Here is a 20,380-nt window from a genome sequence, read left to right on the forward strand (position 1 = left end):
CGGCCTCAGAGCTGGATGGTCTTCTCCACGTCCGCCATGCGGAAGCGCGCCATGGCCAGGTTCGAGTTCGCGCGGTGCAGCGCGATGTAGAGGAACAGGCCCTCGCGCGCCGCGAGCGGGCGGATGATGTGGTACTGCTCGCCCAGGGTGATGAGCATGTCCTCGATGCGGTCCTTGATGCCCAGGGCCTTCATCGTCTTCAGCTTGGCGCGCATCACCTCGGTGTTGCCCGCGGCCGCCGCCTCGACGTTGAACGTCGCGTTGCCGCCCACGCTGCCCAGGGTCATCCCGCTGTTGGCATCCGCGAGACAGACCGCGAACGCTCCCTCAATCTTCATCGCCTCTTCCAGCGCCTGCTTCACGTTCGCCATGACTTCACCTTCCAGTAGGACGGGGGGACCCGAGGGGGACTGCGACTGCGTAACGGCAGGCTGCGGTTGCATCGTGTCGGCGGTGAGCTCCGCCAGCTCGAACGTCAGCTGGCTGGAGTAGGAGCGGGGCTGCGGGACGAAGAGGGCCTGCGCCTCCGTCAGCCCGAAGAGCGTGTCCAGCTGCGCGCGCACGTGGTGGCAGAGCAGGTCGCGCAGCGTGTCGCGCGGCACCAGGCCCCACGACACCAGCGTCTCGCAGAAGTTGCCGCCGCTCTTGCGGCACTCCGCCATCACCTGCTCGACGTCCTCGCGGCTCACCAGCTTCGCGTCGATGAGCGCCGTGGAGAAGCTGCGCGCGCCCGGGCCGGTGAGCACCGTCCACGCCACCTTGTGCTCCACCACGAAGATGCGGCCGGAGACCGTGGCGGACTTCACCACCACCTCGCCGCCCATCTTGCTCTCCAGCGCTTCGGTCAGCACGGCCCGGACGACCTGACGGGGCGGGGACACCACGGTACGGGGGGCCGGATTCATGGGGGAGTCCACAGAGACCGTCCGTGATAGCGCAGTCCGTCAAGGAGGCGTTGCGCTCCTGATGATAAGCAATGGAGCTGCATAATAGCAACTCAGCTGTAAAAGTCAGGGAATGAATGACTCCCCTGGGGTTGGTGAAACCCCGTACAGACGTCTGAGTGTCTTGTACCGGAGGCCCAAAGACAACGGAACAATTCCAGAGGAGCAAAAACCCGACGCATGCTCCAGACAACGCAATGCGGCGGACGGATGACGGGTCCGCTCGCCAACAGTTTCCCTCTGGGGACGGGGGCAGGCAGGCGCCGCCAGGCGGCGGAAATCCGTTCTGACGCGGCGCACGTAGAGGCCCCAGGGCGCCTGGAGCACCCTGGGGCCTGGGTCCTGTTGGACCATGTTTCGCCTGGGTGTTGGCTCAGTGCACTGGCGGTGCGCGGTCCGCGGCCGCTTCGGGGGCCAGAGGTGACTCCAGACGTGGGGCGATGCCGTCCTTCAGCTGGCGCAGCAGGGCGGCGCAGAAGGCGTCCAGGTCGTCCGGCTTGCGGGACGTGATGAGGTTGCCGTCCTCCACCACCTGGCGATCCACCCAGCGTGCGCCGGCGTTGATGAGGTCCGTCTTGATGGAGGGGAACGACGTGACGGTGCGCTCGTCCGCGATGTCCGCCTCCACCAGCATCCACGGTGCGTGGCAGACGGCGGCGATGGGCTTGTCCGCCTTGAAGAAGTCGCGCACGAAGCCGACCATGGAGATGTCCATGCGCAGGTGGTCCGGCGAATAGCCGCCGGGGATGACCAGCGCGGCGAAGTCCGCGGCCTTCAGCTCCTTCACGGCCTTCTCCGTGCGGATTTCGGCGCCCTTCTTCCCCTTGAGCGTCTTGCCCGCCTCCACACCGATGACGACGGGCTCGTGGCCCGCCTGCTTGAGCTTGTCGTAGGGGACCTGGAACTCGGAGTCCTCGAAGTCGTTGGCCACGATGAATGCGATGCGCGCCATGGAACTGCCTCCCGCCTGGGCGTTGGTGTCGTTGAACCCGCCCGAGCAAGGTGCCCACGACAGGGGCCGCGACAACGCCGTCCGGCACCGTCTTCCGGTCGCGAATGCGCTCGCCTGCCCCCCTTCCGGGTCGGTAGGCCCCGTTCACCAACGCTAGATTGTCCGCATGCGCTCCCGCCGCCTGCTCCTGTCCGCCCTCGTGGTGCTCACCGCCTCCGCCTCCGGCTGCCGCAGGAGCCAGGCGCAGGGCACGGCCTCCGCCGCGGACTGCGTCCTGATGGAGGACGGCTGGGGCCAGGACGGCAGCGCGCCCGTCACCGTGGACGTGGTGGCCGAAGGGCTGGAGGTCCCCTGGGGCGTGGCCTTCCTGCCGGGCACGCCAGGCTCGGCCGCCGACGCGCTCATCACCGAGCGGCCCGGCCGCGTGCGCCTGCTGCGTGGAGGCCAGCTGCAGCCGGGCGCCGTGGCCACGCTGCCCCTGACGGCCAACGGAGAGGGCGGCCTCCTGGGCATCGCCGCGCACCCGGACTTCGCGACGAACCGGTGGTTCTACCTGTACGTCACCACCCAGGCGGACGGGAAGGCGCAGAACCGGGTGGAGCGCTGGACGCTGTCGCCGGACGGCACGAGCGCGACCTTCGAGCGCGTCATCTACGGGAACATCCCGTCCGCGAAGTACCACGACGGCGGGCGGCTGCGCTTCGGGCCGGACGGCATGCTGTACGTGGGCACGGGCGACTCGCGCGACCCGGACCTGTCCCAGGACGTGATGAACCCCGCGGGCAAGCTGCTGCGCCTGACGCCGGACGGCGCGGTGCCCCAGGACAATCCCTTTCCCAACTCACCCGCGTTCCTCACGGGCGTGCGCAACACGCAAGGCTTTGACTGGAAGGACGCCACCACGCTGTACGTCACCGACCACGGCCCCAGCGGCGAGACGATGCGCTTTGGCCACGACGAGGTGAACGTGGTGAAGGCGGGCGACAACCTGGGCTGGCCCGGCATCTATTCGTGCGAGACGCAAGCCGGGCGCATCACCCCGTCGCTCACCTTCGACGACGCGGCCCCCCCGGGCGGCGCCGCAGTCTACACGGGCAGCGCCATCCCGGAGTGGACGGGGTCGCTGCTGGTGGGGACGCTCAAGTCCAAGCACCTGCACCGGGTGGAGTTCGATGCGAACGAGCCCCGGCGCGTGGCGAAGCACGAGGTGTACCTGCGCGACACCTGGGGCCGCCTGCGCGACGTGCTGATGGGCCCGGACGGCCACCTGTACGTCACCACCAGCAACTGCGACGGCCGGGGCGAGTGCGGCCCGAAAAAGGACCTGCTCCTGCGCGTGCGGCGCTAACTCACGCTCTCCGCGCTGTAGCGGGCCAGCAGGCCCGTGCGCACCGCGTAGCGGTAGACGCGCTGGAAGACCCAGGCCGCCAGCACGATGTCCAGGAGCGCCAGCGCGAAGCCCCACCCGAGCGTGGCGCCGGAGAACTCGCCGCCGGCCACCAGCGTGCGCACGCCCTCGAAGACGTAGGACGGGGGCAACAGCTTCGCCACCCACTGCATCCACTCCGGCAGCGTGGACAGCGGATAGAAGACGCCCACGAACGGGGACAGCAGGCTGGGGATGGGCCAGACGAACCACTCCGACGCGGGCCCCAACCTCAAGACCATCGCGCTGCTCAGGATGCCCAGCGCGATGCCGAAGAGGAACAGCACCATCACGAAGGGGATGAACAGCGCTCCGTACGCGGCGAAGGACAGGCCGAACACCGTGGTGGACAACAGCAGCATGACGACGAGGCCAATGGCGCTGGTGGCGATGCTCGTCACCACCAGGCCGCCCACGTACTCCGGCAGCGTGAGCGGCGTGGCGAAGACGTTGAGGAAGTTGCGCGACCAGACGTCCTCGAAGAAGCCCGTGGTGAGCCCCTGCATCACGCGCGCGAAGAAGTCCCAGAGCAGCACCGCGCCCAGCAGCGCCGGCACGAAGTCGTAGCCGGAGGAGGCCACCTCGTTGAGGTACCGGGTCATGAAGCCCCACAGCACCATGTCCACGGCCACCCAGGCGAACAGCGGAACCACGCGCGCGAAGTTGCCCCTGTAGAGATAGAACTGGCGCAGCGCGATGCCCGCGACGTGGTCCAGGTTCATGGCGCTTCGCTCCTCTCCAGCGACAGCGGTTCGTTGGCCACGGCGATGAACAGCTCCTCCAGCGTGGCCTTGCCGTGCTCTCGGGGCAGCGTCCTGGGGTCTCCCTCCAGCAGCACCCGGCCGCGCGCCAGGAAGAGGACGCGGTCGCAGACGGACTCCACCTCGTACATGTTGTGGGACGTCCACAGCACGCTGCTGTCGCCCTGCGCGGCGAAGGCCTTGATGCGGGTGCGGATGTCCAGCGCGGTGGCCGGGTCCAGCGACGCGGTGGGCTCGTCCAGCAGGAGCAGGCGGGGCTCGTTGAGCATGGCCTTGGCCAGGGACACGCGCGTCTGCTCGCCAGAGGACAGCACGCCGCACTTGGTGTCGCGGAAGCGCTTCAGGTCGTACTGCTCCAGCAGGGACTCGATGCGGGCGGACAGCCCCTTCACGCCGTAGATGAGGCCGAAGACGCGCAGGTTCTGCGCCACGGTGAGGTTGCCGGGCAGGGGCGAGTAGACGGCGGCGAAGTTGGTGCGGGACAGGGCCTTGACCCGCTGGGTCTCCAGGTCCGTGCCCTCGATGGCGATGGTGCCGGAGGTGGGCTGGAGCACGCCCAGGAGCATGTTGATGGTGGTGCTCTTGCCCGCGCCGTTGGGTCCCAACAGCCCCACGATTTCGTTTCGGCGCACATGGAAGGAGATGCCATCCACGGCCGCCCGGCCGCCGTACGTCTTGCGCAGGGCCGTGACGGAGAGCACCAGGGGGTCCAGCGAGCCGGATTTCATCAGGGCCGCTGCTGTACCACGCGGACCTCCGGCGACGAAAAGCGGACGGTGGCCGTGCACGGTCCGCATGAATCTGGAAAACTTCGCGCCCTCCCTTGGTCCCAGTGGAGTCGCCGTGCTGCTGGAAGTACCTATCTTAATTGGCTTGATGGTGGCGGCCATCGCGCTTGCCATCGCCGCCAAGCGGGCCAGCGTGCCGTACAACGTCGCGCTGGTGCTTGGTGGCTTGCTCATCTCCGTCGCACACCTGCTGCCGGGCGTGCCCCCGCTCAACCCGCAGGTGGTCTTCCTCATCTGCCTTCCCCTGCTGCTCTTCGAGGGCGGCATCATGGCGGACCTCAATGGCATCCGCGCGAACGCGGTCCCCATTGGCCTGCTGTCCACGCTGGGGATGGTGCTGGCCATTGGCGCCACCGGCGCCTCGCTGCACTGGATGCTGCACCTGGCGTGGGGGCCCGCGCTGCTGCTCGGCTCCATCCTCGCGGTGACGGACACGGTGTCCATCCTCTACGCGTTCCGCCGCGCGCCGGTGCCCGGGCGGCTGGCGGGCATCATCCAGGGCGAGAGCCTCTTCAACGACGGCACCGCGCTGGTGGCGTACACGGCCATCGCGGCGGTGGTGGCGGGCGGCGCGGCGCCCTCGCTGGGCTCCTTGAGCGGCCACGTGCTGCTCGCGTCGATAGGCGGCGCGGTGGTGGGCCTGGCGCTGGGCCTCCTGGGCGGCTTCATCATCCGGCGCGCGGAGGATCCGCTCGCGGAGATCATGGTGACGACGGCGGTGGCGCTGGCGTCCTACGTGATGGCGGAAGAGGTGCACCTGTCGGGCGCCATCTCCGCGGTGGTGGCGGGCCTGGCGGTGGGCGTGACGCTGCGGCGGGAGGTGCCGCCGCAGAGCCAGGTGGCCATCCACTCCTTCTGGGAGTACGCCACCTTCGGCGTCAACACGTTCCTCTTCCTCTCCGTGGGCCTGGACACGCGGCCGGAGGCGCTCCAGGGGCACCTGCCGGGCGTGGGCATGGCGGTGGTCGCGGTGGTGGTGGGGCGCGCGGTGGCCATCTACCTGCCCTTCCTGCTGTTGCGCATGTTCAAGCCCGCGGAGTCCATCCCGCTGCGCTGGCAGCACGTGTTCCTGCTGGGCAACATCAAGGGCGCGCTGTCCATTGGTCTGGCGCTGGGTCTTCCGGAGTCCACGCCCGCGCGCGAACAGATTGTCTCCATCGCGTTCGGCGTCACGCTGGTGTCCATGGTGGGCCAGGGGTTGATGCTCACGGGCGCGCTCAAGGCGCTGGGGCTGTTCCAGCAGGACGCGGTGGCGCTGGAGATGGCGGAGCAGCGCGGCAAGCTCATCGCCAGCCGCGCGGCGCACGTGGAGCTGGAGGCCCTGCATACGCAGGGGCTGTTGCCGCGCGCGGCCTATGAGCACCTGCGCAGCGAGTACCAGGTGAACATCGCCCGGGCGGAGCGGGAGCTGCGGCGCATCAGCGAGCAGCACCTGGCGGAAGGGGCGAAGGACCTCTTGAGCACGCGCAGGCGGCTCATCGACGCGGAGCGCACGGCGTTGCAGGGCGCCCGGCGCAACGGGCTGATTCCGGAGGCGACGGCGGAGGAGATGCTGGCGCACCTGGACGCGCGGATGTTGGACCTGGAGAAGGTGCTGCACGGCGGCCACGCGAACATGGAAGGCAAGGAGCAGAAGGCGTCATGAGGATCGTCATCGCGGGGGGAGGACGGGTGGGCGGAGCGCTGGCGGCGCGGCTCGTGTCGGAGCAGCACACGGTGACGGTCATCGAACGCGACGCGGGCATCTGCGCGCGCCTCTTCGACGAGGTGGGCGTGGTGACGGTGTGCGGGGATGCCACCAACCCGCGCGTGCTGGAGGCGGCGGGCATCGGGACGGCGGACGTAGCCGCGGCAGTGCTGGCGCACGACCCGGCGAACCTGGCGTTCGCCATGCTGGTGCGCTCCACGTCCAGCGCGCGCCTGATGGTGCGGATGCTGGACACGAGCTACCGCGACGCGTACCGGCTGGCCGGCGTGAAGGAGCTGGTCGCGGAGGCGGACGTGGTGGTCTCCAAGATGACCACCGCCATCGACTTCCCGCAGGTGTCCGGGTCGCTGCCGCTCAGCAGCGGTGATGCGCTCCTGTTCGAGCTGGCCATTCCCGTGCGCGCCCGGGTGGCGGGGCAGACGGTGGCGCAGGTGCGCGGCATGGAGGGCTTTCCTCGCGAGTGCATCTTCATCGCGATGGTGGATCCGCAGGGCCACACCGCGCTGCCGGAGGGCAACACGCAGCTGAAGGCCGGCCACAACGTCATCCTCGTGGCGCGCCGCACGCAGGTGGCGAAGGCGGTGGAGTTCCTCACGTCGGAGCCGCCGCTGGGCGCGGGCGTGGCGTCGTCGCTGGCGACGACCCTGCGCAAGCTGGACTTCCTGGCACCCCTGAGTGACGGAGAGCTGGAGGCGGTGGCGCGCGGCGCGGAGCTGCTCCAGACGCCCGCGGGCACGGAGCTGTTCCGCCAGGGCGACGCGGGCGAGACGTTCTACGTGGTCATCTCCGGCGAGGTGGCGATGAAGGACGCCTCGCGGCAGACGATGGCCACGGTGAAGCAGGGCGGCTTCTTCGGAGAGCTGGCCCTGCTCACGGGCGAGCCCCGCAACGCCACCGCCGTCACGTCCACGCCGTGCGAGCTGGCCGCCGTGGGCCGCGAGGACTTCCGCGGCGTGATGATGGCCAACCCCGCCGTCGCGCTGGAGATGAGCCGCATCCTGGGCCAGCGGCTGTCACGACTGGGCGGGCAGGCGCAGCCGGCGAAGAAGCGCGGGTTGTTTGGCCGCTGAAAAGGACAGGACTCCCATGACGACGAAGCACACGGCGCTGGTGCTGGGCGCCACCGGCATCATTGGCCGCAACCTGCTCACGTACCTGGACACGCGGCCGGACTGGAAGGTGAAGGCCGTGTCGCGCCGCGCGCCGGACTTCGCCACGCGCGCGGAGGTGAAGTCGCTGGACCTCTTGTCGCCGGACTCGCTCGCCAGCGCGTCGGAGTGGCTGCGCGACGTGACCCACGTCTTCTTCGCGGCCTACCAGGAGCACCCGGACGCCTCGGACCTCACGCGCATCAACGTGTCGCTGCTGCGCAACACCGTGGAGGCGCTGGAGCGGCACGCTCCGGGCTTCCGCCATGTGTCCTTCATCCAGGGTGGCAAGGCGTACGGCGCGCAGTTCGGCCTCTACAAGACGCCCGCGAAGGAGACGGACCCTCGTCACTTCCCGCCCAACTTCTATTACGACCAGGAGGACCTCCTGCGTGACGCGTCCCAGGGCCGGCGCTGGAGCTGGACCGCCCTGCGGCCCGACATGATGATGGGCCTGGCCGTGGGCAACCCCATGAACCTGGGCAACCTCATTGGCGTGTATGCGTCGCTGTGCAAGGCGTTGCGCGTCCCGCTGCGCTTCCCCTCCACGCCTCGCGCGTACTCCATCCTGGCCAACGTGACGGATGCCACCGTGCTGGCCAAGGCCATGGAGTGGTCCGCCCTCAACGAGGCCTGCGCGGGCGAAATCTTCAACATCACCAACGGCGACGTCTTCCGCTGGAGCCAGGTCTTCCCGCGCATCGCGGACGCGTTCGGCATTCCCTGCGCGGATCCGCAGCCCTTCTCCCTCACGGAGGCGATGCGGGACAAATCCCCCGTCTGGGAGGCGCTGACGCAGCGCCATGGCCTGCATCCCCACGGCCTGAAGAAGCTGGCCAACTGGGCCTTCGGCGACTTCATCTTCGGCGTGGAGAACGACGCGTTCTTCGACGTGAACAAGGCCCGCCGCTTCGGCTTCCAGGAGATGCACCTGGACAGCACGGAGGCCATGGTCGCGCTGATGAAGCAGCTTCAGGCGGAGAAGCTCATCCCCGCTTGAGGCGCCCGCACACCGCGGACGCCGCCAGGAAGCCCACGCTGAAGGCGTTGCGGAACCGTTCGTAGAGCGCGCCCACGCCGGGCACGTTGGCGATCATGTCGCCGAAGCTCCACATCTCCTCGTGCGCGTGGATGAGCGGCAGCACCTCGCCGCCGTCCTCGCCGCGCTGGAGCGTGAAGTCGTAAACGAGGATGGTGCGCAGCGGGTACGTGTAGAGCCACGCGAACTGCTTGAGGTTCATCACCCCGTCCACGATGGCCCGCCCGCTCTTGCCGTCCGGCTCCAGCTGGACGTTGAGCTGGTAGATGTCGAAGTCGAAGCGGAACATGCAGTGGAAGCCCGCCGCGCCCTTGCGGTACGTCTCCTTGCCGCCCCCCTTCTGCCAGGGGTCCGTGAAGGTGACGTCCTCCGCGATCATCGGCATCAGCTCCGCGTCCAGCACCGGCGCGGGGATGGACGTCGTGTAGAGCAGCCGCGTCACTTCCCGGAAGCGCGCTTCCAGCTGTTCAATGAGTGCCTGCTCCGCCTTGCGCATCACGCCCCCCTTGGACCGGGCCTGAAGGTAGGCACGGCCCCGGGCTGGGGGAAGACGGGGTGCGTCAGCCGCTCAGCTCCGTCAGCAGCTGCGCCGCCTGGTCCTTCACGGCGGCGTCCGCGCCCAGCGACTGCGCCTGCCGGGCGTGCCTGGTGGCTTCCGCCCGGTCGAACGGCTGGGTGGCGCGCGCCAGGTTCAGGTGCGTGAGCGCGTCCTGGGGGTTCGCCTCCAGCACCCGCTCCAGCAGCACGCGGGCGCGCGCGTGGTCCTGGTCTCCCATCAACAGGCGCACCAGGTCGTTGGTGGGGCCGGGCTCCTGGGGCACCACCGCGACAATCTCCTCCAACAGCTTGCGGGCCTCGGCGCGCTCGCCCAGCGCCTCGTGCGCCTGCGCCAGCGAGTGGCGGATGTCCCACTGGTTCGGCGCGCGCTGGAGCGCTTCCGCGAAGAGCGCCTTCGCCTCCTCCAGTTCACCGGCCAGCATGCAGGCCAGGCCGTGCAGGTGGACGTAGCGGACCTGCGAGGGGTCCAGCTCGCGCAGCTCCAGGATGGTGCGGCGGGCCGCGTCCTTGCTGCTGGCCTGGAGGTAGAGGCGGAAGAGGTCCTGCAACACCGCCACGCGCGTGCGGCCCTGCGCGTGCTCCAGGGCCCGCGTGGACGCCGCGATGGCCGCCCCGACGGCGCCGTTCGCCGCGTGCGCGCGCGACAGCATCAGGTGCGGCAGCGCCTCCTGGGGCGCCAGCGCCGCGGCCTGCTGGAAGTGCACCGCCGCCGCGGCGGAGTCCTTGCGCAGCATCGCGATGCGGCCCAGCTCGAAGTGCGGGTAGACGCTGTGGGGCGCCACCACCTGCGCGGCCTCGAAGGCGGCCTTCGCGCCCTCCAGGTCGCCGCGCTCGGCCAGCAGCGTGCCCAGGTTGAAGCGCTCGAAGTAGCCGGCGGTGGGCGCGGCGGCCAGCGCCTTGAGCGTCACCAGCGCCACCGGGTCCCCGGCCTGCGCCTTGAGCATGGCCAGGTGCGCCTGCGCCTCCGTGTTGTCCGGCTGCACCTGCAACAGGCGCGTCACGGCGCTCTCCGCATCCTTCGCGGCGCCGGTGCTCAGGTGGGTGCGCACCAGGCCCATCAGACAGTCCACGTCCTTCGGATCAATGGAGAGGCCCTTCTGGAAGGCCTTCACCGCCTCCGCGGGCTGACCCTGCTGGAGCGACTGCCCACCCTCTTGCGCGTACCTGGATGCCATGGCCCCCTACCTACCACGAGCCTCCCGATTCCCCGCCTCCCCGCCTGCCCCTAGCGGCGCAGCGCGGCCAGGGCGACACCGGGCAGCTTCCACCAGGACGGGGACTGCTCGAATTCCATCAACCGGCGGGACAGCGTCGCCATGCTCTTGTGACCTGGCACCCACGGGGGCGGGATGAGGGAGGTGAGCGGAGCGCGCAGGACCGACTTCTCGATGGACTCCAGCATGAACGTGTTGTGCACCCAGCCCTGCCCGCTCTGGATGTCCCGGGGCGACGCGGACGGATGGCCGCCCCAGGGCATGCTGCCCAGCGCGTAGCCCGCCGCGGGCCAGGTGTTGAGGGCCACGGTGCCGTAGCGCAGGTCCCGCACCGCCTTCTCCACCGCCTCGCGCACCCTCGGGTCGCGCATCGTCTTCGGGTGGACGATGAGCATCGCGTTGAGGGTGCCCCACACCTTCTCGTTGAGGAACGCGACCGCCGCCTCCAGGAAGGCCACCGGTTCATCGGAGCCCGGCAGGCCCGTCTCCGACAGCACCGTGCACCAGGGCTCGTGGTGGAACACGCGGTCGTCCGTCTTGGACGGATCCACGTCCGGAATCAGCGCGTAGGCCAGGTCGCCCTCGCCGGGGTTGCCGACGAGCCGCAGGTTCGCTCGCGCGTCGGTGAACTGGCGCCAGCGCTCCTGCGCGCCCGGGTAGTACGCGCGGCGCACGGGCGCCTGGCCCAGGCTCATCTGGATGCGGTCCATCAGCGGGCCGCGTTGGGCCCAGTCCTTCGGCTGCACCAGCAGCTTCGCCGCGTTGCAGTTGAAGGACGCGTTGTTGGCGACCATGCCGGCGATGTCGTCCGCCTGGAAGCGCAGCTCGCCGTCCGAGTACGGCCCCGGCACCACCACCACCGGGGAGATGTTGCCCAGCTCGCTGGAGACGCGCTTCGCGAGCAGTGGTTCGTTCTTCCGGCGGCGCTCGTCGGACTCCGGGCCGGGCGGGCCCCACACCAGCGCGTCGTGCGTCTTGTCGCTGCCGGTGATGTGCACCTCGTCCACCGCGTCGTGGTGGACCAACTGCGCGCCCTCCTCCGCGCCACCGTACATGATGGCCAGCGCGTCGCGCGCGATGAGCGGAGCGAAGGCCTGCTCCAGGAACGGGCCCAGGTACGCGTTGACGGGGTTCATCTTGAGCACGCAGGCGGTGCCCTCGACGAAGAGCTTGTAGAGGCAGTCCAGCGGCGGGATGGAGTTGACGTTGCCGCCGCCCAGCACCGCGCAGACCCGGCCCTTGTGGGGCTTCTTGTAGAAGGACGCCTGGTGGTCGCGCAGGTTGTCCGCGGTGACGCCGGGCTGGAAGTAGACCTCGCCCGTGGTGGCGGGCAGCAGCATCCCCTCCAGCCGGTCGCGAGGAAACAGCCTCGCGGCGAGCCGCCCGTCCTCCAGCGTGCGCAGGTGCTTGCGCGGGATGAGGGGCACGCCGTGCTTCTGGATGTCCTTCAGCGACTCCGACAGCAGCCGCAGGTTGCGCACCACCACCATGGGCCCGCCGAGCCACTCCTCACCCGCGAGTGGCCCGCCGGGGTCGATTCCCTTCGCCTCGCAGGCCGCCCGGACGCTGGGCTCCGCGATGCCGACATACGCCTGGCGCAGGTCCTCCAGCAGCCGGATGCGCTCCGGCAGGGAAAGCTTCGCCCACGCGCTCGAGCCCTGACGGACCCGGCGCACCAGGATGTCGATGGTGGTGCGTGACGTGTGCTGCGGGACGGCGGCGGACATGGCGACCTCCGAGACAGGCTTCACACCGGGTCCCGGTATAGGGAACCCCCGCGTGCGCCGTCACCGGTGGGCCGCGCCCTCCGTCCTCAGGTGGGCAGGGGCTCGGCCAGGCCCTTGCGGATGGCCTCGTCGATGACGGCCATGACCTTCTTCATGTTCTCGCGGCTCCTGGCCGCCTGCTGCTCGCCCAGCTTCGCCTGCTGCTCGCCGAGCTCGGCCTGCTTCTCCCCCAGCTTCTCCTGCTCCTCGCCGAGCGCCTCCATCTTCTTGCTGAGCTCCTCCTGCTGCTTGTCCAGGCCCTCCAGCTCCTGGTCGAAGGAGGCGTCGCGCTTGTCGAGTTCCGCTTCCTTGCGGTCGCGATCCGGGCCGTCCGCGAGCGAGTGGAGCCGGGCGCGCTCCATGGCGATCTCCGCGCGCTTGGACGCGATGGCGGCGTGCTTCGCGGCGATCTGCGACATGGGGTAGGCGAGGTCCGCCTGCTTCTGGCCCAGCGCCGCCTGCTGCTCGCCCAGGGCCGACTGCTTCTCACCGAGCGCGCCCTGCGCGTCGCCCAGCTTGCGGTCGTCCTCCATCAGCTTGCGCACCTGCTCCAGCGTCTTCGCGTCGCGGATGATCAGGGGCTTGTTGTCGCGGCGCACGAAGAGCAGGTCCTTGCCCGTCTGCTTGAAGGTGCGCGCCAGGTACAGGTCGTCCGTGGAGCCGGCCATCATCGTGCGGCCGTCGGAGAGGTACGCGAAGGAGTCGCCGTCCTCGATGTCCAGGTCCGGCGGAGCGGGAGGCGCGGGGGGACGCGGCGCGGCCGCGAGCATGGGGGCCATGGGCGCCGGAGCCACCCGGCCACCCACCGGAGGCACGGGCGCCACCGGAGCCAGTGCGCCACGCGTCGGAGGCGCGGGCGGCGCGGTAGGCACCGGAGGCAGCGCGCCACGCGTCGGAGGCGCGGGCGGCACGGGCGCCGCAGGCGGCGCGACGTGCAGGGTGGTGCTCTGCGTGGTCGCCTTCCCCGGCGTGGGAGGGGGCAGCGCGGGGAGCGCGGGCAGCGGCGGCGCATTCGCGGGCGTGCCGGGCGCCTTCGCGGTGTGCTCCGTCACGGTGGGCTTCGACGCGGGCGACGGCTTCGCGTTGGAGGCCTGCGCGGTGTGCTCCGTCACGGTGGGCTTGGACGCGGGGGCCGCATCCTTCGTGGCCGGGGCGGTGCTCTCCGCGGGCGCCTTGGCGACGACCTGGAAGGGCATCAGGACCACCGCGCCGAGGGCGAACAGCGCCCCCTTCAGCCACCGGCGGGGTTGGGTGGGGACGACGTCGACATGTTCCAGCATGCGGAGCCTCCTGTGCAGCGCGTGAAGGTGGGCCGACGCCCCGAGCGCCGCTGCGCTGCCCGGGGGCCGGGTGATGCCAAAGGCGATGAGCAGCTCGCCGTAGTCCGCGGGCTCCGCGCCCGTGAGGCGCAGCGCCTCCGCGTCGCACGCCTCTTCTCGAGCGAGCGCGTACTCCCGGGCCGCCTGGCGCGCGAGCGGGTGGAAGAAGAGGACCGTCTCCGCCAGCGCCGGCACCCAGCCCAGCCACAGGTCCCCGCGCCGCAGGTGCGCGATCTCATGCGCCAGCGCCATGCGCAGCGAGTCCTCCGGCAGCTCGCGCAGCGCCTTCGCGGGCAGCACGACGACGGGCGACACCAGCCCCGCGGCCAGCGGGCTCACGACCTCGTCCGACACGAGCAGCGTGGGAGGACGGCTCAGGCCCGCCTCGTTCGCCAGGAACTCCGCCTCCTCCTCCAGCACCGGGTGACGCAGGGGCCGCGCGCGCTCCCGCATGCCCCGCACCTGGCGCCATGCCATCACGTGCCCCCGCACCTTCCACGCCACGCCCGCGCCCCACAGGACGAGCAGCGCCCAGACACCGCCCCCCGTCCACGGGTGCGAGCGGAGGGAGGCCACCCGCGCCCCCATCGACGGGGCCGGTGTCTGTCCTTGCGGAGACAGCCGCGTCCGCACGACCGCATCCGGCGCCGTGCGCATCACGACCACCGTCTCCGGCGTCTGGGATTGAGCACGCACCGTCTGGAATTGCACGGGGGCCGCCTCCACGGGCAACAGCGCCAGCGGCATGGGCCTGGGCCAGCCCAGCGTGAGCACGAACTTGAGCGCCACCAGCCACCACAGGCCGGCGCGCAGGGCCGCGGGCAGGCGCGGCAGCGTCCGGGCCAGCAGCCACACGGCCAGCGCGCACAGCGCCCCCTGCCACGAGGCGCGCCACACCGACTCCGGCCACGACGACCACCACGGCGAGGTCACGAGAGGCGTCACGGGACTCACTCCTTCCGCTTCTGGCGCAGGCGCGCCACGACGTCCTGGAGCTGCTTGAGCTCTTCGTCGGACACGTCCTCCGTCTCCGACAGATAGGTCACGAACGGCGACAGCGAACCGCTCAGCGTGCGCTGCACGAAGTTCCCTACGACGTCGCGCAACAACTCTTGCGGCGCCACCGGCGAGGCGTACTGGAACACCCCGTCCACCTTCGAGCGCGTCAGGTGCCCCTTCAGCCGCAGCCGCTCCATCACCGTCAGGATGGTGGAGCGTGCCAGCCCTTGAGCCTCACCGAAGCGCTCCGCCACCTCGCCCACCGTCGCCGGCCCGTGCTCGGCCACGTACCGCAGCACCGCCAGCTCCTGCTCTCCCACCGGCTTCTTCATGCGCCCTGCCCTTCGTGACGACAGCTGTAGTCAGAAGCAAGGTACGACTGACTACAGCCGTAGTCAAGCGGGTGCCAGCAGCTCAGAATTCAAGAGATGGCACCTGGAGGCGTCAGGGATCTTCCTCAAAGACAGGCGCTCCCGGCTTCCCTAGTCTGCCCCTTCCCCCATGACGTGTACCCGCCGCACCCTCCGGCCGGGCCCCGTCGATAGAAGGCAGGCGACGCATGCGAGGCATTGGCCCCAAGCTGGGACAGACGCAGTTCAAGGTCGGCAACAACTCCACGAAGGTGGGCGAGCAGGTGAAGTACGGCCCCACCGCGGACCTGAACGACAAGCAGAAGCAGCAGTTGCTCCAGCACTACGGCAAGCACGGCACGGAGAAGACGCCGCAGAACGCGCTGGAGCGCCTGACCCAGTACAGCGACTCCCACACCACGTACACGAACGCGGCGAAGAAGTCCGGGCGGCCCCTGACGGAGCAGGAGGCCCTGGTCTCCACGAGCCCGAAGAACAAGGCGCCCGCCTCCAGCATCAACCACGTCATCGCCTCCGGCACCGGCCAGAACGTCTTCAACCACGAGACGCTCCAGTTCCAGGAGGGCGTGAAGAACACCCAGGCCGCGCAGCAGAAGCTGAAGACGGCCACCGACCCCGCGGAGGTGGCCGACGCCCAGAAGCAGCTGCGCAAGGGGCTGGCGCAGCAGGCCGCCGGCGCGGGCCGCATGCAGGGCTACTCGCGCGCCACGCTCGAGGAGCGCCACGGAGAGCTGACCCCGGCGCAGGTCACCGGCAAGCGCAACGAGACGCTCAAGAACACCCTCACCGCCATGCAGGGGCCTGATCAGGACAAGCGCTTCGGGGCCTACAAGAATGTGCTGAAGGACACCTTCGACGCGCCGGGCAACCTGCGCCTGGGCAACCGGACGCAGAACACGAAGATCAGCACCGGCTTCGACACGCCGCTGGACGCGAACGGCAAGCCCACGAAGCGCGCCGAGCGCCTCTTCGACGCGCACCAGACCTTCGGCCCGGACCGGCTGCTCAAGGAGGACCGCCTCTTCACGAAGAACGACAAGGGCGAGGCCATGTCCTCCAGCAAGGAGGCGGCGGTGGCGGGCGACAAGCGCAAGGCGGACGCGCTCGACACCGGGACGTCCTCGGTGAAGAAGAAGCGGAAGGGCTGAGTCACCTGACCGGCACCTGAGCGCCCGGCTGCCCGGCCGCTCAGGTAAGGGTCGGGGGGCAGCGGACCGTGTGTGTCCTTGTCTCTGTCGGAAGGGCAACCAGATTTCTGGAAGCCGACTTCAAACCCGACACACACGGAGATTTCCCATGAAGCTCCCTCTGTTCGCGGCGATCGCCGCCCTGTCGCTGTATGGTTGCGCCAGCCACAACGCCAACACCCGCGAGGCCTCGTCGCCCGAGGCAGGCGCCATCGGCGGCTCCGGCAGCGCCGGCAGCACCACGGACACCAGCGGGAGCCTCGACTCCTCGTCCATCGACTCCTCGTCTTCTGACTCCGCCAACCAGGAGCTGCCCGGTGAGACGGGCAACGTCAGCGACCTGGAGAAGCGCGACCGCATGAACGCGCCCACCGTCTACGAGGGCGAGGCCACCGGCGGCTCCGGCGCCCCGGACGAGGCCGTGAAGACCAAGGACGGCCAGAAGTGGGACGTGCAGCAGAACACGCCCACGGAGCTGGGTGACACCCAGTCCCCGTCCGGCGCGGTGAACCAGAACCGCGACTCCAATGAGAAGGGCAACCTGGGCACCGAGGGCAACCTCGGCGGCACCGGCGGCTCCGGCAGCACCGCCACCGAGGGCAAGAGCGACGTGAAGGACGTGAGCGGCGAGACCGGGTCCGGCGCCCTCAACGCCGACACGGACGACTCCAGCACGGACAGCTCCAAGGTGGAGTCGGGCGCCACGCCGGATCCCACGAACTAGTCATCGCCCCCACGCGAGGGCGGATACCCGGGAAAGCCCGCTCCGCGCGGGCCGTCCCGGGTATTCGTCTGTCCACTGCGCGGCTCGCCAACTAGAGTGAGCACCAATGACTGGTGCTCCCTTCGCGGCCCTCCTCGCACTGCTTCACTCCCAGTCCTCCACCATCGAGGAGGTCCCCAATGATCCGCCGCAGGAGTCGTACTCCGCGCCGGGGAGTTCGGGGGGTTCGTCGGAGGGCGGCATCGGGTTCCGGGCGCTCCTGGAGGTGGGGCCGCTGAGCTTCCCGTCCGGGACGCGGGGCGGAGAGCAGGACCTGTTCGGCTACGCGTACCCGTCCCTGGGCGTGGATGGCGGCGAGGACTTCGCGTTCATGCTGGGCGCGCCGCTGCGCTTCCGGCTGCTGGACAACGCGCCGAAGCAGAAGGACCAGGACTATGGCGCGTGGCTGCGGCGCGAGGACTGGGACGAGCGCAGCGACTACGGACAGGTGGTGCGCCTGCTGCGCATTGGCGACGAGTCCGGCCGCTTCGGCCTGCGCGTGCAGCCGTTCCTGGAGGAGTCGCTGGGGCGCGGCTACCTGGTGAACCGCTACGACAACCAGCTCAACCCGAACTACCACCCGGCGGGCGGCACGCTGTCGTTCACCGCGGGGCCCGCGCGCGTGCAGCTCCTGGCCAGCGACGTGCTCGCGGCGCGTGTGTTCTCCGGCGAGCTGCTGCTGGACATCGGCCGCATCGCCAGCGACAGCGAGGGCAACTTCGACCGCTACCTGGTGCGCGCGTCCGCGGCGCACGACTTCGGCGAGGCCGGCGGCGTCACGCCAGCGGCCACGGTGGCGTCGGTGGGCGGCGAGTTCGCCATGTACAAGGGTGAGCGGCTGCGCTCGTGGGCCCTGGTCGCCGGCGGCGCGCGGCTCAACGACGGTGCGCAGGACCTGGGCGCCCTGCTGGGCGTCGCGTTCGAGGGCAACTTCAAGGGCACGCAGATCAGCGTCACCGCGCAGGGGCGCCGGCAGGGCGGCGGCTTCCGCTTCGGCTACTTCGGCGCGGGCTATGAGCTGGCGCGCTTCTCCGCCGTGGGCCTCTCCGAGGAGCCCCAGTCCGACCAGCGCGTGCCCAAGGACTTCTCCGGCTACCTGGAGCTGTCCGTGGCGCGAGGCGACGGGCCGGACTCCGCGGAGGTCGTGGCCAGCGGCGCCGTGGAGTACTCCGCCTTCGGCCGCGCGGACGGCGACCTGTCCCTGAGCTTCAGCAGCCCGGGCGGCGAGTCGCGAGGCATCGCGCGCGTGGTGGTGGTGGGCCTGGGAGACAAGCCCCGCTACTCGGTGGCGGCGGAGTTCCGCCAGCGCGTGCTGCCCGCCATGTACGTCTGGGGTGCCGGCAGCACGGTGACCTTCCCGCAGCCGGACGGCACGCTGGTGCGCGGCGTGAGCGCGGGTGCTGGCGTGGGCGTGGACTTCGCCCGCCGCTAGCTCAAGGCCCCGCCCTCCTCCTCCTGCACCGGAGCGCAGGGCAGGATGGCGCTGTGCCGCCGCGCGGCCTCGCACGACTTGCCCACGAGCAGCCGGGACAAGAGGCGCACGCCCGAGGCGAAGAGGCCGTCGTCGCCCTTGTGCAGGGCCTCGAAGAGGGACTCGTCCAGCACCGACTCCTCCGGGTCGATGAGGAACTCCTCCGGCTCCAGCGGCTTGAAGAGGGGGTTCTGGTCGAACACCGTCTCCAGCGGGTGCGGCCGCAGCCGGTGCTGTCCCGCCTGGGCCAGCGCGTCCAGCGTCTCCACCAGGTGCGTCGCGGTCACCAGCGGGCGCAGCGCGGCCACGCCGGCCAGGCCCACGTGCTCCGCCATCAGCGACACGCGCACGCGGCGGATGGCGCGCGACACCTCGTCCCCGGGCGCCCGAGCCTCCCAGCTCAGGTTGAGTTCCGAGTCCAACCCCAGGCTGCGGTTGGTGGTGTTCGCGGACCCGATGGTCATGAACGTGTCATCCACGATGAGGACCTTCGAGTGGATGTACGTGAACACGTCCGAGCCGTCCTCGTCCGTGGCCGCCGAGCCGTACACCGCGAAGCCGTGGCCCGTTTCGGAGGCCACCTCGCGCAGCGCGCGCAACAGGCGCACCTGGGCCACGCCCATGGCGATCTGCTCGCGCAGCGCCTCTGGCTGACGGGGCAGCACCAGCATCACCTGGAGCCGGGGCCGTCCGGCCGCGCGCATGCGTTTGACGAGCGCGCCGTAGATGGCGCGTGAGGAGAAGTACTGGTTCTCGATGTAGATGAAGCGTTCGGCCGCGGCGATGGCGTCCACGTACAGCGCGCGGATCTCCTGCACCTCGTCCTGAGGCGGCAGGATGGTTTTTCCAAACGTGCGGCTGATGGCCACCGGGCCCGGAGGCGCGGGCATCGTCGCTTCGAAAGTCAGGTCGTCGCGGTGCACGGGCTCCAGGTGGATTTCCCCTCCACCCGAGTGCGCCCAGCGCGCCTCGAACAGCTCCGCGAGCGGCTTCACCGCGGGGCCTGTCAGCACCGTCTGCACGTCGTGGTACGGCCCGTGCGGGTCGCGGCCGGAGTCGCAGCGCAGCTTCGAGCGCGCGGGGTGGTCCCGGTCGTCCCAGCGGCAGTCACACACGTCCATGCCGCCGGTGAACGCCATCACGCCGTCGATGACGACGAGCTTCTGGTGATGCGCGCCGTACAGCGGACTGGAGGAATCGAAGCGGAAGCGCAGCCGTTCGTTCGTCGTCCAGTTGAAGAGCACGTTCTGCATCCACTCGCGCTCCATGGCGAGCAGCATGCTGAAGTCCCACGCGAGGATGTAGACGTGCAGCTCCGGGTTCTCCCGGCACATCTGGTCCAGCAGCGGCAGCAGCCGGACTTCGCCGCCGTTCGCCTCCTCCAGGTCCTCACCGCGCAGCAACGTCACGTCACTGTCGAACTGCCAACCGGTGATGACGATGGAGCGGCGGGCCTTCCGGATGGCCCTGTACAGCTCCCGGTAATAAGCCCGGGCGTCCACCAGCACGCCCGCGTCATGCGTTTCCGAACGCGTCCAGCAGTTGCGTCCGGGGATGAGAATGGATTTCACGTCGCTCACCTGGCCCTGGAGTGGATTCCCTGATGTCGTCCGCGCCCGGCCGGCGGAAGCATCACCCCACGAAGACAATGTGCTTGCCGGTCGCCAGCGTCATGTCGGTGGACGAAACAACCTTGGCCACCTTGCGAGCCTCGCCGCCCACGGTGTCGAAGGCCGCGGCGATCAGGTCGCCGAGCGTCACCTGCACGCGCCTGGCCTGCTTGCCCGCGTTGGACACGGCCTTGACCGTCTTCGCCTTCACCTGACGGGCCTTGCGCTGGATGGTCTGCTTCTGGGTCTTGGTCGCCATGGTCTTCGTTCTCCGAGGATGAAGTGTCTGTGTGGTGTGCCGTACCGCCCCGTACCGCCCGTCCTGCCGTGCTGCCCCTGCCCCTGCCCGCCCGTAC

General features: G+C 70.1%; 18 protein-coding genes. 7 read left to right on the plus strand and 11 right to left on the minus strand.

Going from position 1 to position 20,380, the window contains the following annotated elements; translation table 11 throughout:
* Positions 1-5: 5 nt before the first annotated feature.
* Positions 6-905 (minus strand): hypothetical protein, encoded by a 900-nt coding sequence (locus D7X96_RS41060; RefSeq protein WP_120547113.1) that lies wholly within the window; start codon positions 903-905, stop codon positions 6-8.
* 412 nt (positions 906-1,317) lie between these two features.
* Positions 1,318-1,896: a type 1 glutamine amidotransferase domain-containing protein gene (locus D7X96_RS22990; RefSeq protein ID WP_120547064.1), complete on the minus strand. Its 579-nt coding sequence runs from the start codon at positions 1,894-1,896 to the stop codon at positions 1,318-1,320.
* A gap of 166 nt (positions 1,897-2,062) precedes the next feature.
* On the opposite strand from D7X96_RS22990, the gene D7X96_RS22995 reads away from it, so the two are divergent.
* On the plus strand, positions 2,063-3,244 hold the full coding sequence (locus D7X96_RS22995) for a PQQ-dependent sugar dehydrogenase (protein ID WP_120547065.1): 1,182 nt from the start codon (positions 2,063-2,065) through the stop codon (positions 3,242-3,244).
* Here D7X96_RS22995 and D7X96_RS23000 read toward each other — a convergent pair.
* Both D7X96_RS23000 and D7X96_RS23005 read right to left on the minus strand, forming a co-directional pair.
* Positions 3,241-4,044, minus strand: coding sequence for an ABC transporter permease (locus D7X96_RS23000; RefSeq protein WP_121722099.1), 804 nt, complete (start codon positions 4,042-4,044; stop codon positions 3,241-3,243). The genes D7X96_RS22995 and D7X96_RS23000 overlap by 4 nt on opposite strands.
* Complete coding sequence (locus tag D7X96_RS23005; protein ID WP_121770717.1) at positions 4,041-4,811, minus strand: ABC transporter ATP-binding protein; 771 nt, start codon at positions 4,809-4,811, stop codon at positions 4,041-4,043. Before D7X96_RS23005 ends, D7X96_RS23000 begins: the two co-directional genes overlap by 4 nt.
* A gap of 148 nt (positions 4,812-4,959) precedes the next feature.
* Between D7X96_RS23005 and D7X96_RS23010 the strand changes: the two genes are divergently transcribed.
* Genes D7X96_RS23010 through D7X96_RS23020 form a run of 3 tightly spaced genes read left to right on the plus strand, consistent with a single transcriptional unit; the run spans position 4,960 to position 8,727 of the window.
* Positions 4,960-6,516 carry a cation:proton antiporter gene (locus D7X96_RS23010; protein ID WP_244219693.1) on the plus strand — a complete coding sequence of 519 codons (1,557 nt, stop codon included), beginning with the start codon at positions 4,960-4,962 and terminating at the stop codon, positions 6,514-6,516.
* Complete coding sequence (locus tag D7X96_RS23015; protein WP_120547068.1) at positions 6,513-7,649, plus strand: cyclic nucleotide-binding domain-containing protein; 1,137 nt, start codon at positions 6,513-6,515, stop codon at positions 7,647-7,649. Before D7X96_RS23010 ends, D7X96_RS23015 begins: the two co-directional genes overlap by 4 nt.
* Before the next feature lie 16 nt (positions 7,650-7,665).
* Complete coding sequence (locus tag D7X96_RS23020; protein ID WP_121770718.1) at positions 7,666-8,727, plus strand: SDR family oxidoreductase; 1,062 nt, start codon at positions 7,666-7,668, stop codon at positions 8,725-8,727.
* On the opposite strand, the gene D7X96_RS23025 is transcribed toward D7X96_RS23020, so the two are convergent.
* The 5 genes from D7X96_RS23025 to D7X96_RS23045 all read right to left on the minus strand — a co-directional run bounded on the left by D7X96_RS23025 (position 8,714) and on the right by D7X96_RS23045 (position 14,954).
* Positions 8,714-9,262, minus strand: a complete 549-nt coding sequence (locus D7X96_RS23025; protein WP_121722095.1) for a hypothetical protein — start codon at positions 9,260-9,262, stop codon at positions 8,714-8,716. The genes D7X96_RS23020 and D7X96_RS23025 overlap by 14 nt on opposite strands.
* A 64-nt stretch (positions 9,263-9,326) precedes the next feature.
* Positions 9,327-10,499, minus strand: coding sequence for a tetratricopeptide repeat protein (locus tag D7X96_RS23030; protein ID WP_120547071.1), 1,173 nt, complete (start codon positions 10,497-10,499; stop codon positions 9,327-9,329).
* A gap of 50 nt (positions 10,500-10,549) precedes the next feature.
* On the minus strand, positions 10,550-12,265 hold the full coding sequence (locus D7X96_RS23035; protein ID WP_121770719.1) for an aldehyde dehydrogenase family protein: 1,716 nt from the start codon (positions 12,263-12,265) through the stop codon (positions 10,550-10,552).
* 86 nt (positions 12,266-12,351) lie between these two features.
* Positions 12,352-14,568 carry a M56 family metallopeptidase gene (locus D7X96_RS23040; protein ID WP_121770723.1) on the minus strand — a complete coding sequence of 739 codons (2,217 nt, stop codon included), beginning with the start codon at positions 14,566-14,568 and terminating at the stop codon, positions 12,352-12,354.
* Between the two features lie 5 nt (positions 14,569-14,573).
* Positions 14,574-14,954 carry a BlaI/MecI/CopY family transcriptional regulator gene (locus D7X96_RS23045; protein WP_120547074.1) on the minus strand — a complete coding sequence of 127 codons (381 nt, stop codon included), beginning with the start codon at positions 14,952-14,954 and terminating at the stop codon, positions 14,574-14,576.
* A gap of 227 nt (positions 14,955-15,181) precedes the next feature.
* On the opposite strand from D7X96_RS23045, the gene D7X96_RS23050 reads away from it, so the two are divergent.
* From D7X96_RS23050 to D7X96_RS23060, 3 genes are all read left to right on the plus strand, one after another.
* Positions 15,182-16,141: a hypothetical protein gene (locus D7X96_RS23050; protein WP_120547075.1), complete on the plus strand. Its 960-nt coding sequence runs from the start codon at positions 15,182-15,184 to the stop codon at positions 16,139-16,141.
* A gap of 148 nt (positions 16,142-16,289) precedes the next feature.
* A complete protein-coding gene (locus tag D7X96_RS23055) occupies positions 16,290-16,904 on the plus strand; it encodes a hypothetical protein (RefSeq protein ID WP_120547076.1) in 615 nt (204 codons plus the stop codon).
* Positions 16,905-17,010: 106 nt separating this feature from the next.
* Entirely contained in the window at positions 17,011-18,375 is a 1,365-nt protein-coding gene (locus D7X96_RS23060; protein ID WP_120547077.1) for a hypothetical protein, read from the plus strand.
* On the opposite strand, the gene D7X96_RS23065 is transcribed toward D7X96_RS23060, so the two are convergent.
* A complete protein-coding gene (locus D7X96_RS23065; RefSeq protein ID WP_120547078.1) occupies positions 18,372-19,994 on the minus strand; it encodes a phospholipase D-like domain-containing protein in 1,623 nt (540 codons plus the stop codon). The two genes, D7X96_RS23060 and D7X96_RS23065, sit on opposite strands and share 4 nt — an antisense overlap.
* A 52-nt stretch (positions 19,995-20,046) precedes the next feature.
* A complete protein-coding gene (locus D7X96_RS23070) occupies positions 20,047-20,283 on the minus strand; it encodes a chaperonin (protein WP_120547079.1) in 237 nt (78 codons plus the stop codon).
* Positions 20,284-20,380: the final 97 nt, after the last annotated feature.

Source organism: Corallococcus interemptor, assembly GCF_003668875.1.
GTDB classification, from domain to species: domain Bacteria; phylum Myxococcota; class Myxococcia; order Myxococcales; family Myxococcaceae; genus Corallococcus; species Corallococcus interemptor.

What these genes read in the sequence shown, in the direction of transcription:
- D7X96_RS23070 (WP_120547079.1), bottom strand. Translation starts at nt 20,283, where the DNA reads ATGGCGACCAAGACCCAGAAGCAGACCATCCAGCGCAAGGCCCGTCAG.
- D7X96_RS23050 (WP_120547075.1), top strand. Translation starts at nt 15,182, where the DNA reads ATGCGAGGCATTGGCCCCAAGCTGGGACAGACGCAGTTCAAGGTCGGC.
- D7X96_RS23020 (WP_121770718.1), top strand. Translation starts at nt 7,666, where the DNA reads ATGACGACGAAGCACACGGCGCTGGTGCTGGGCGCCACCGGCATCATT.
- D7X96_RS23015 (WP_120547068.1), top strand. Translation starts at nt 6,513, where the DNA reads ATGAGGATCGTCATCGCGGGGGGAGGACGGGTGGGCGGAGCGCTGGCG.
- D7X96_RS23055 (WP_120547076.1), top strand. Translation starts at nt 16,290, where the DNA reads ATGAAGCTCCCTCTGTTCGCGGCGATCGCCGCCCTGTCGCTGTATGGT.
- D7X96_RS23025 (WP_121722095.1), bottom strand. Translation starts at nt 9,262, where the DNA reads ATGCGCAAGGCGGAGCAGGCACTCATTGAACAGCTGGAAGCGCGCTTC.
- D7X96_RS23010 (WP_244219693.1), top strand. Translation starts at nt 4,960, where the DNA reads ATGGTGGCGGCCATCGCGCTTGCCATCGCCGCCAAGCGGGCCAGCGTG.
- D7X96_RS23005 (WP_121770717.1), bottom strand. Translation starts at nt 4,811, where the DNA reads ATGAAATCCGGCTCGCTGGACCCCCTGGTGCTCTCCGTCACGGCCCTG.
- D7X96_RS23045 (WP_120547074.1), bottom strand. Translation starts at nt 14,954, where the DNA reads ATGAAGAAGCCGGTGGGAGAGCAGGAGCTGGCGGTGCTGCGGTACGTG.
- D7X96_RS23000 (WP_121722099.1), bottom strand. Translation starts at nt 4,044, where the DNA reads ATGAACCTGGACCACGTCGCGGGCATCGCGCTGCGCCAGTTCTATCTC.
- D7X96_RS41060 (WP_120547113.1), bottom strand. Translation starts at nt 905, where the DNA reads ATGAATCCGGCCCCCCGTACCGTGGTGTCCCCGCCCCGTCAGGTCGTC.
- D7X96_RS22990 (WP_120547064.1), bottom strand. Translation starts at nt 1,896, where the DNA reads ATGGCGCGCATCGCATTCATCGTGGCCAACGACTTCGAGGACTCCGAG.
- D7X96_RS23030 (WP_120547071.1), bottom strand. Translation starts at nt 10,499, where the DNA reads ATGGCATCCAGGTACGCGCAAGAGGGTGGGCAGTCGCTCCAGCAGGGT.
- D7X96_RS22995 (WP_120547065.1), top strand. Translation starts at nt 2,063, where the DNA reads ATGCGCTCCCGCCGCCTGCTCCTGTCCGCCCTCGTGGTGCTCACCGCC.
- D7X96_RS23060 (WP_120547077.1), top strand. Translation starts at nt 17,011, where the DNA reads ATGACTGGTGCTCCCTTCGCGGCCCTCCTCGCACTGCTTCACTCCCAG.
- D7X96_RS23035 (WP_121770719.1), bottom strand. Translation starts at nt 12,265, where the DNA reads ATGTCCGCCGCCGTCCCGCAGCACACGTCACGCACCACCATCGACATC.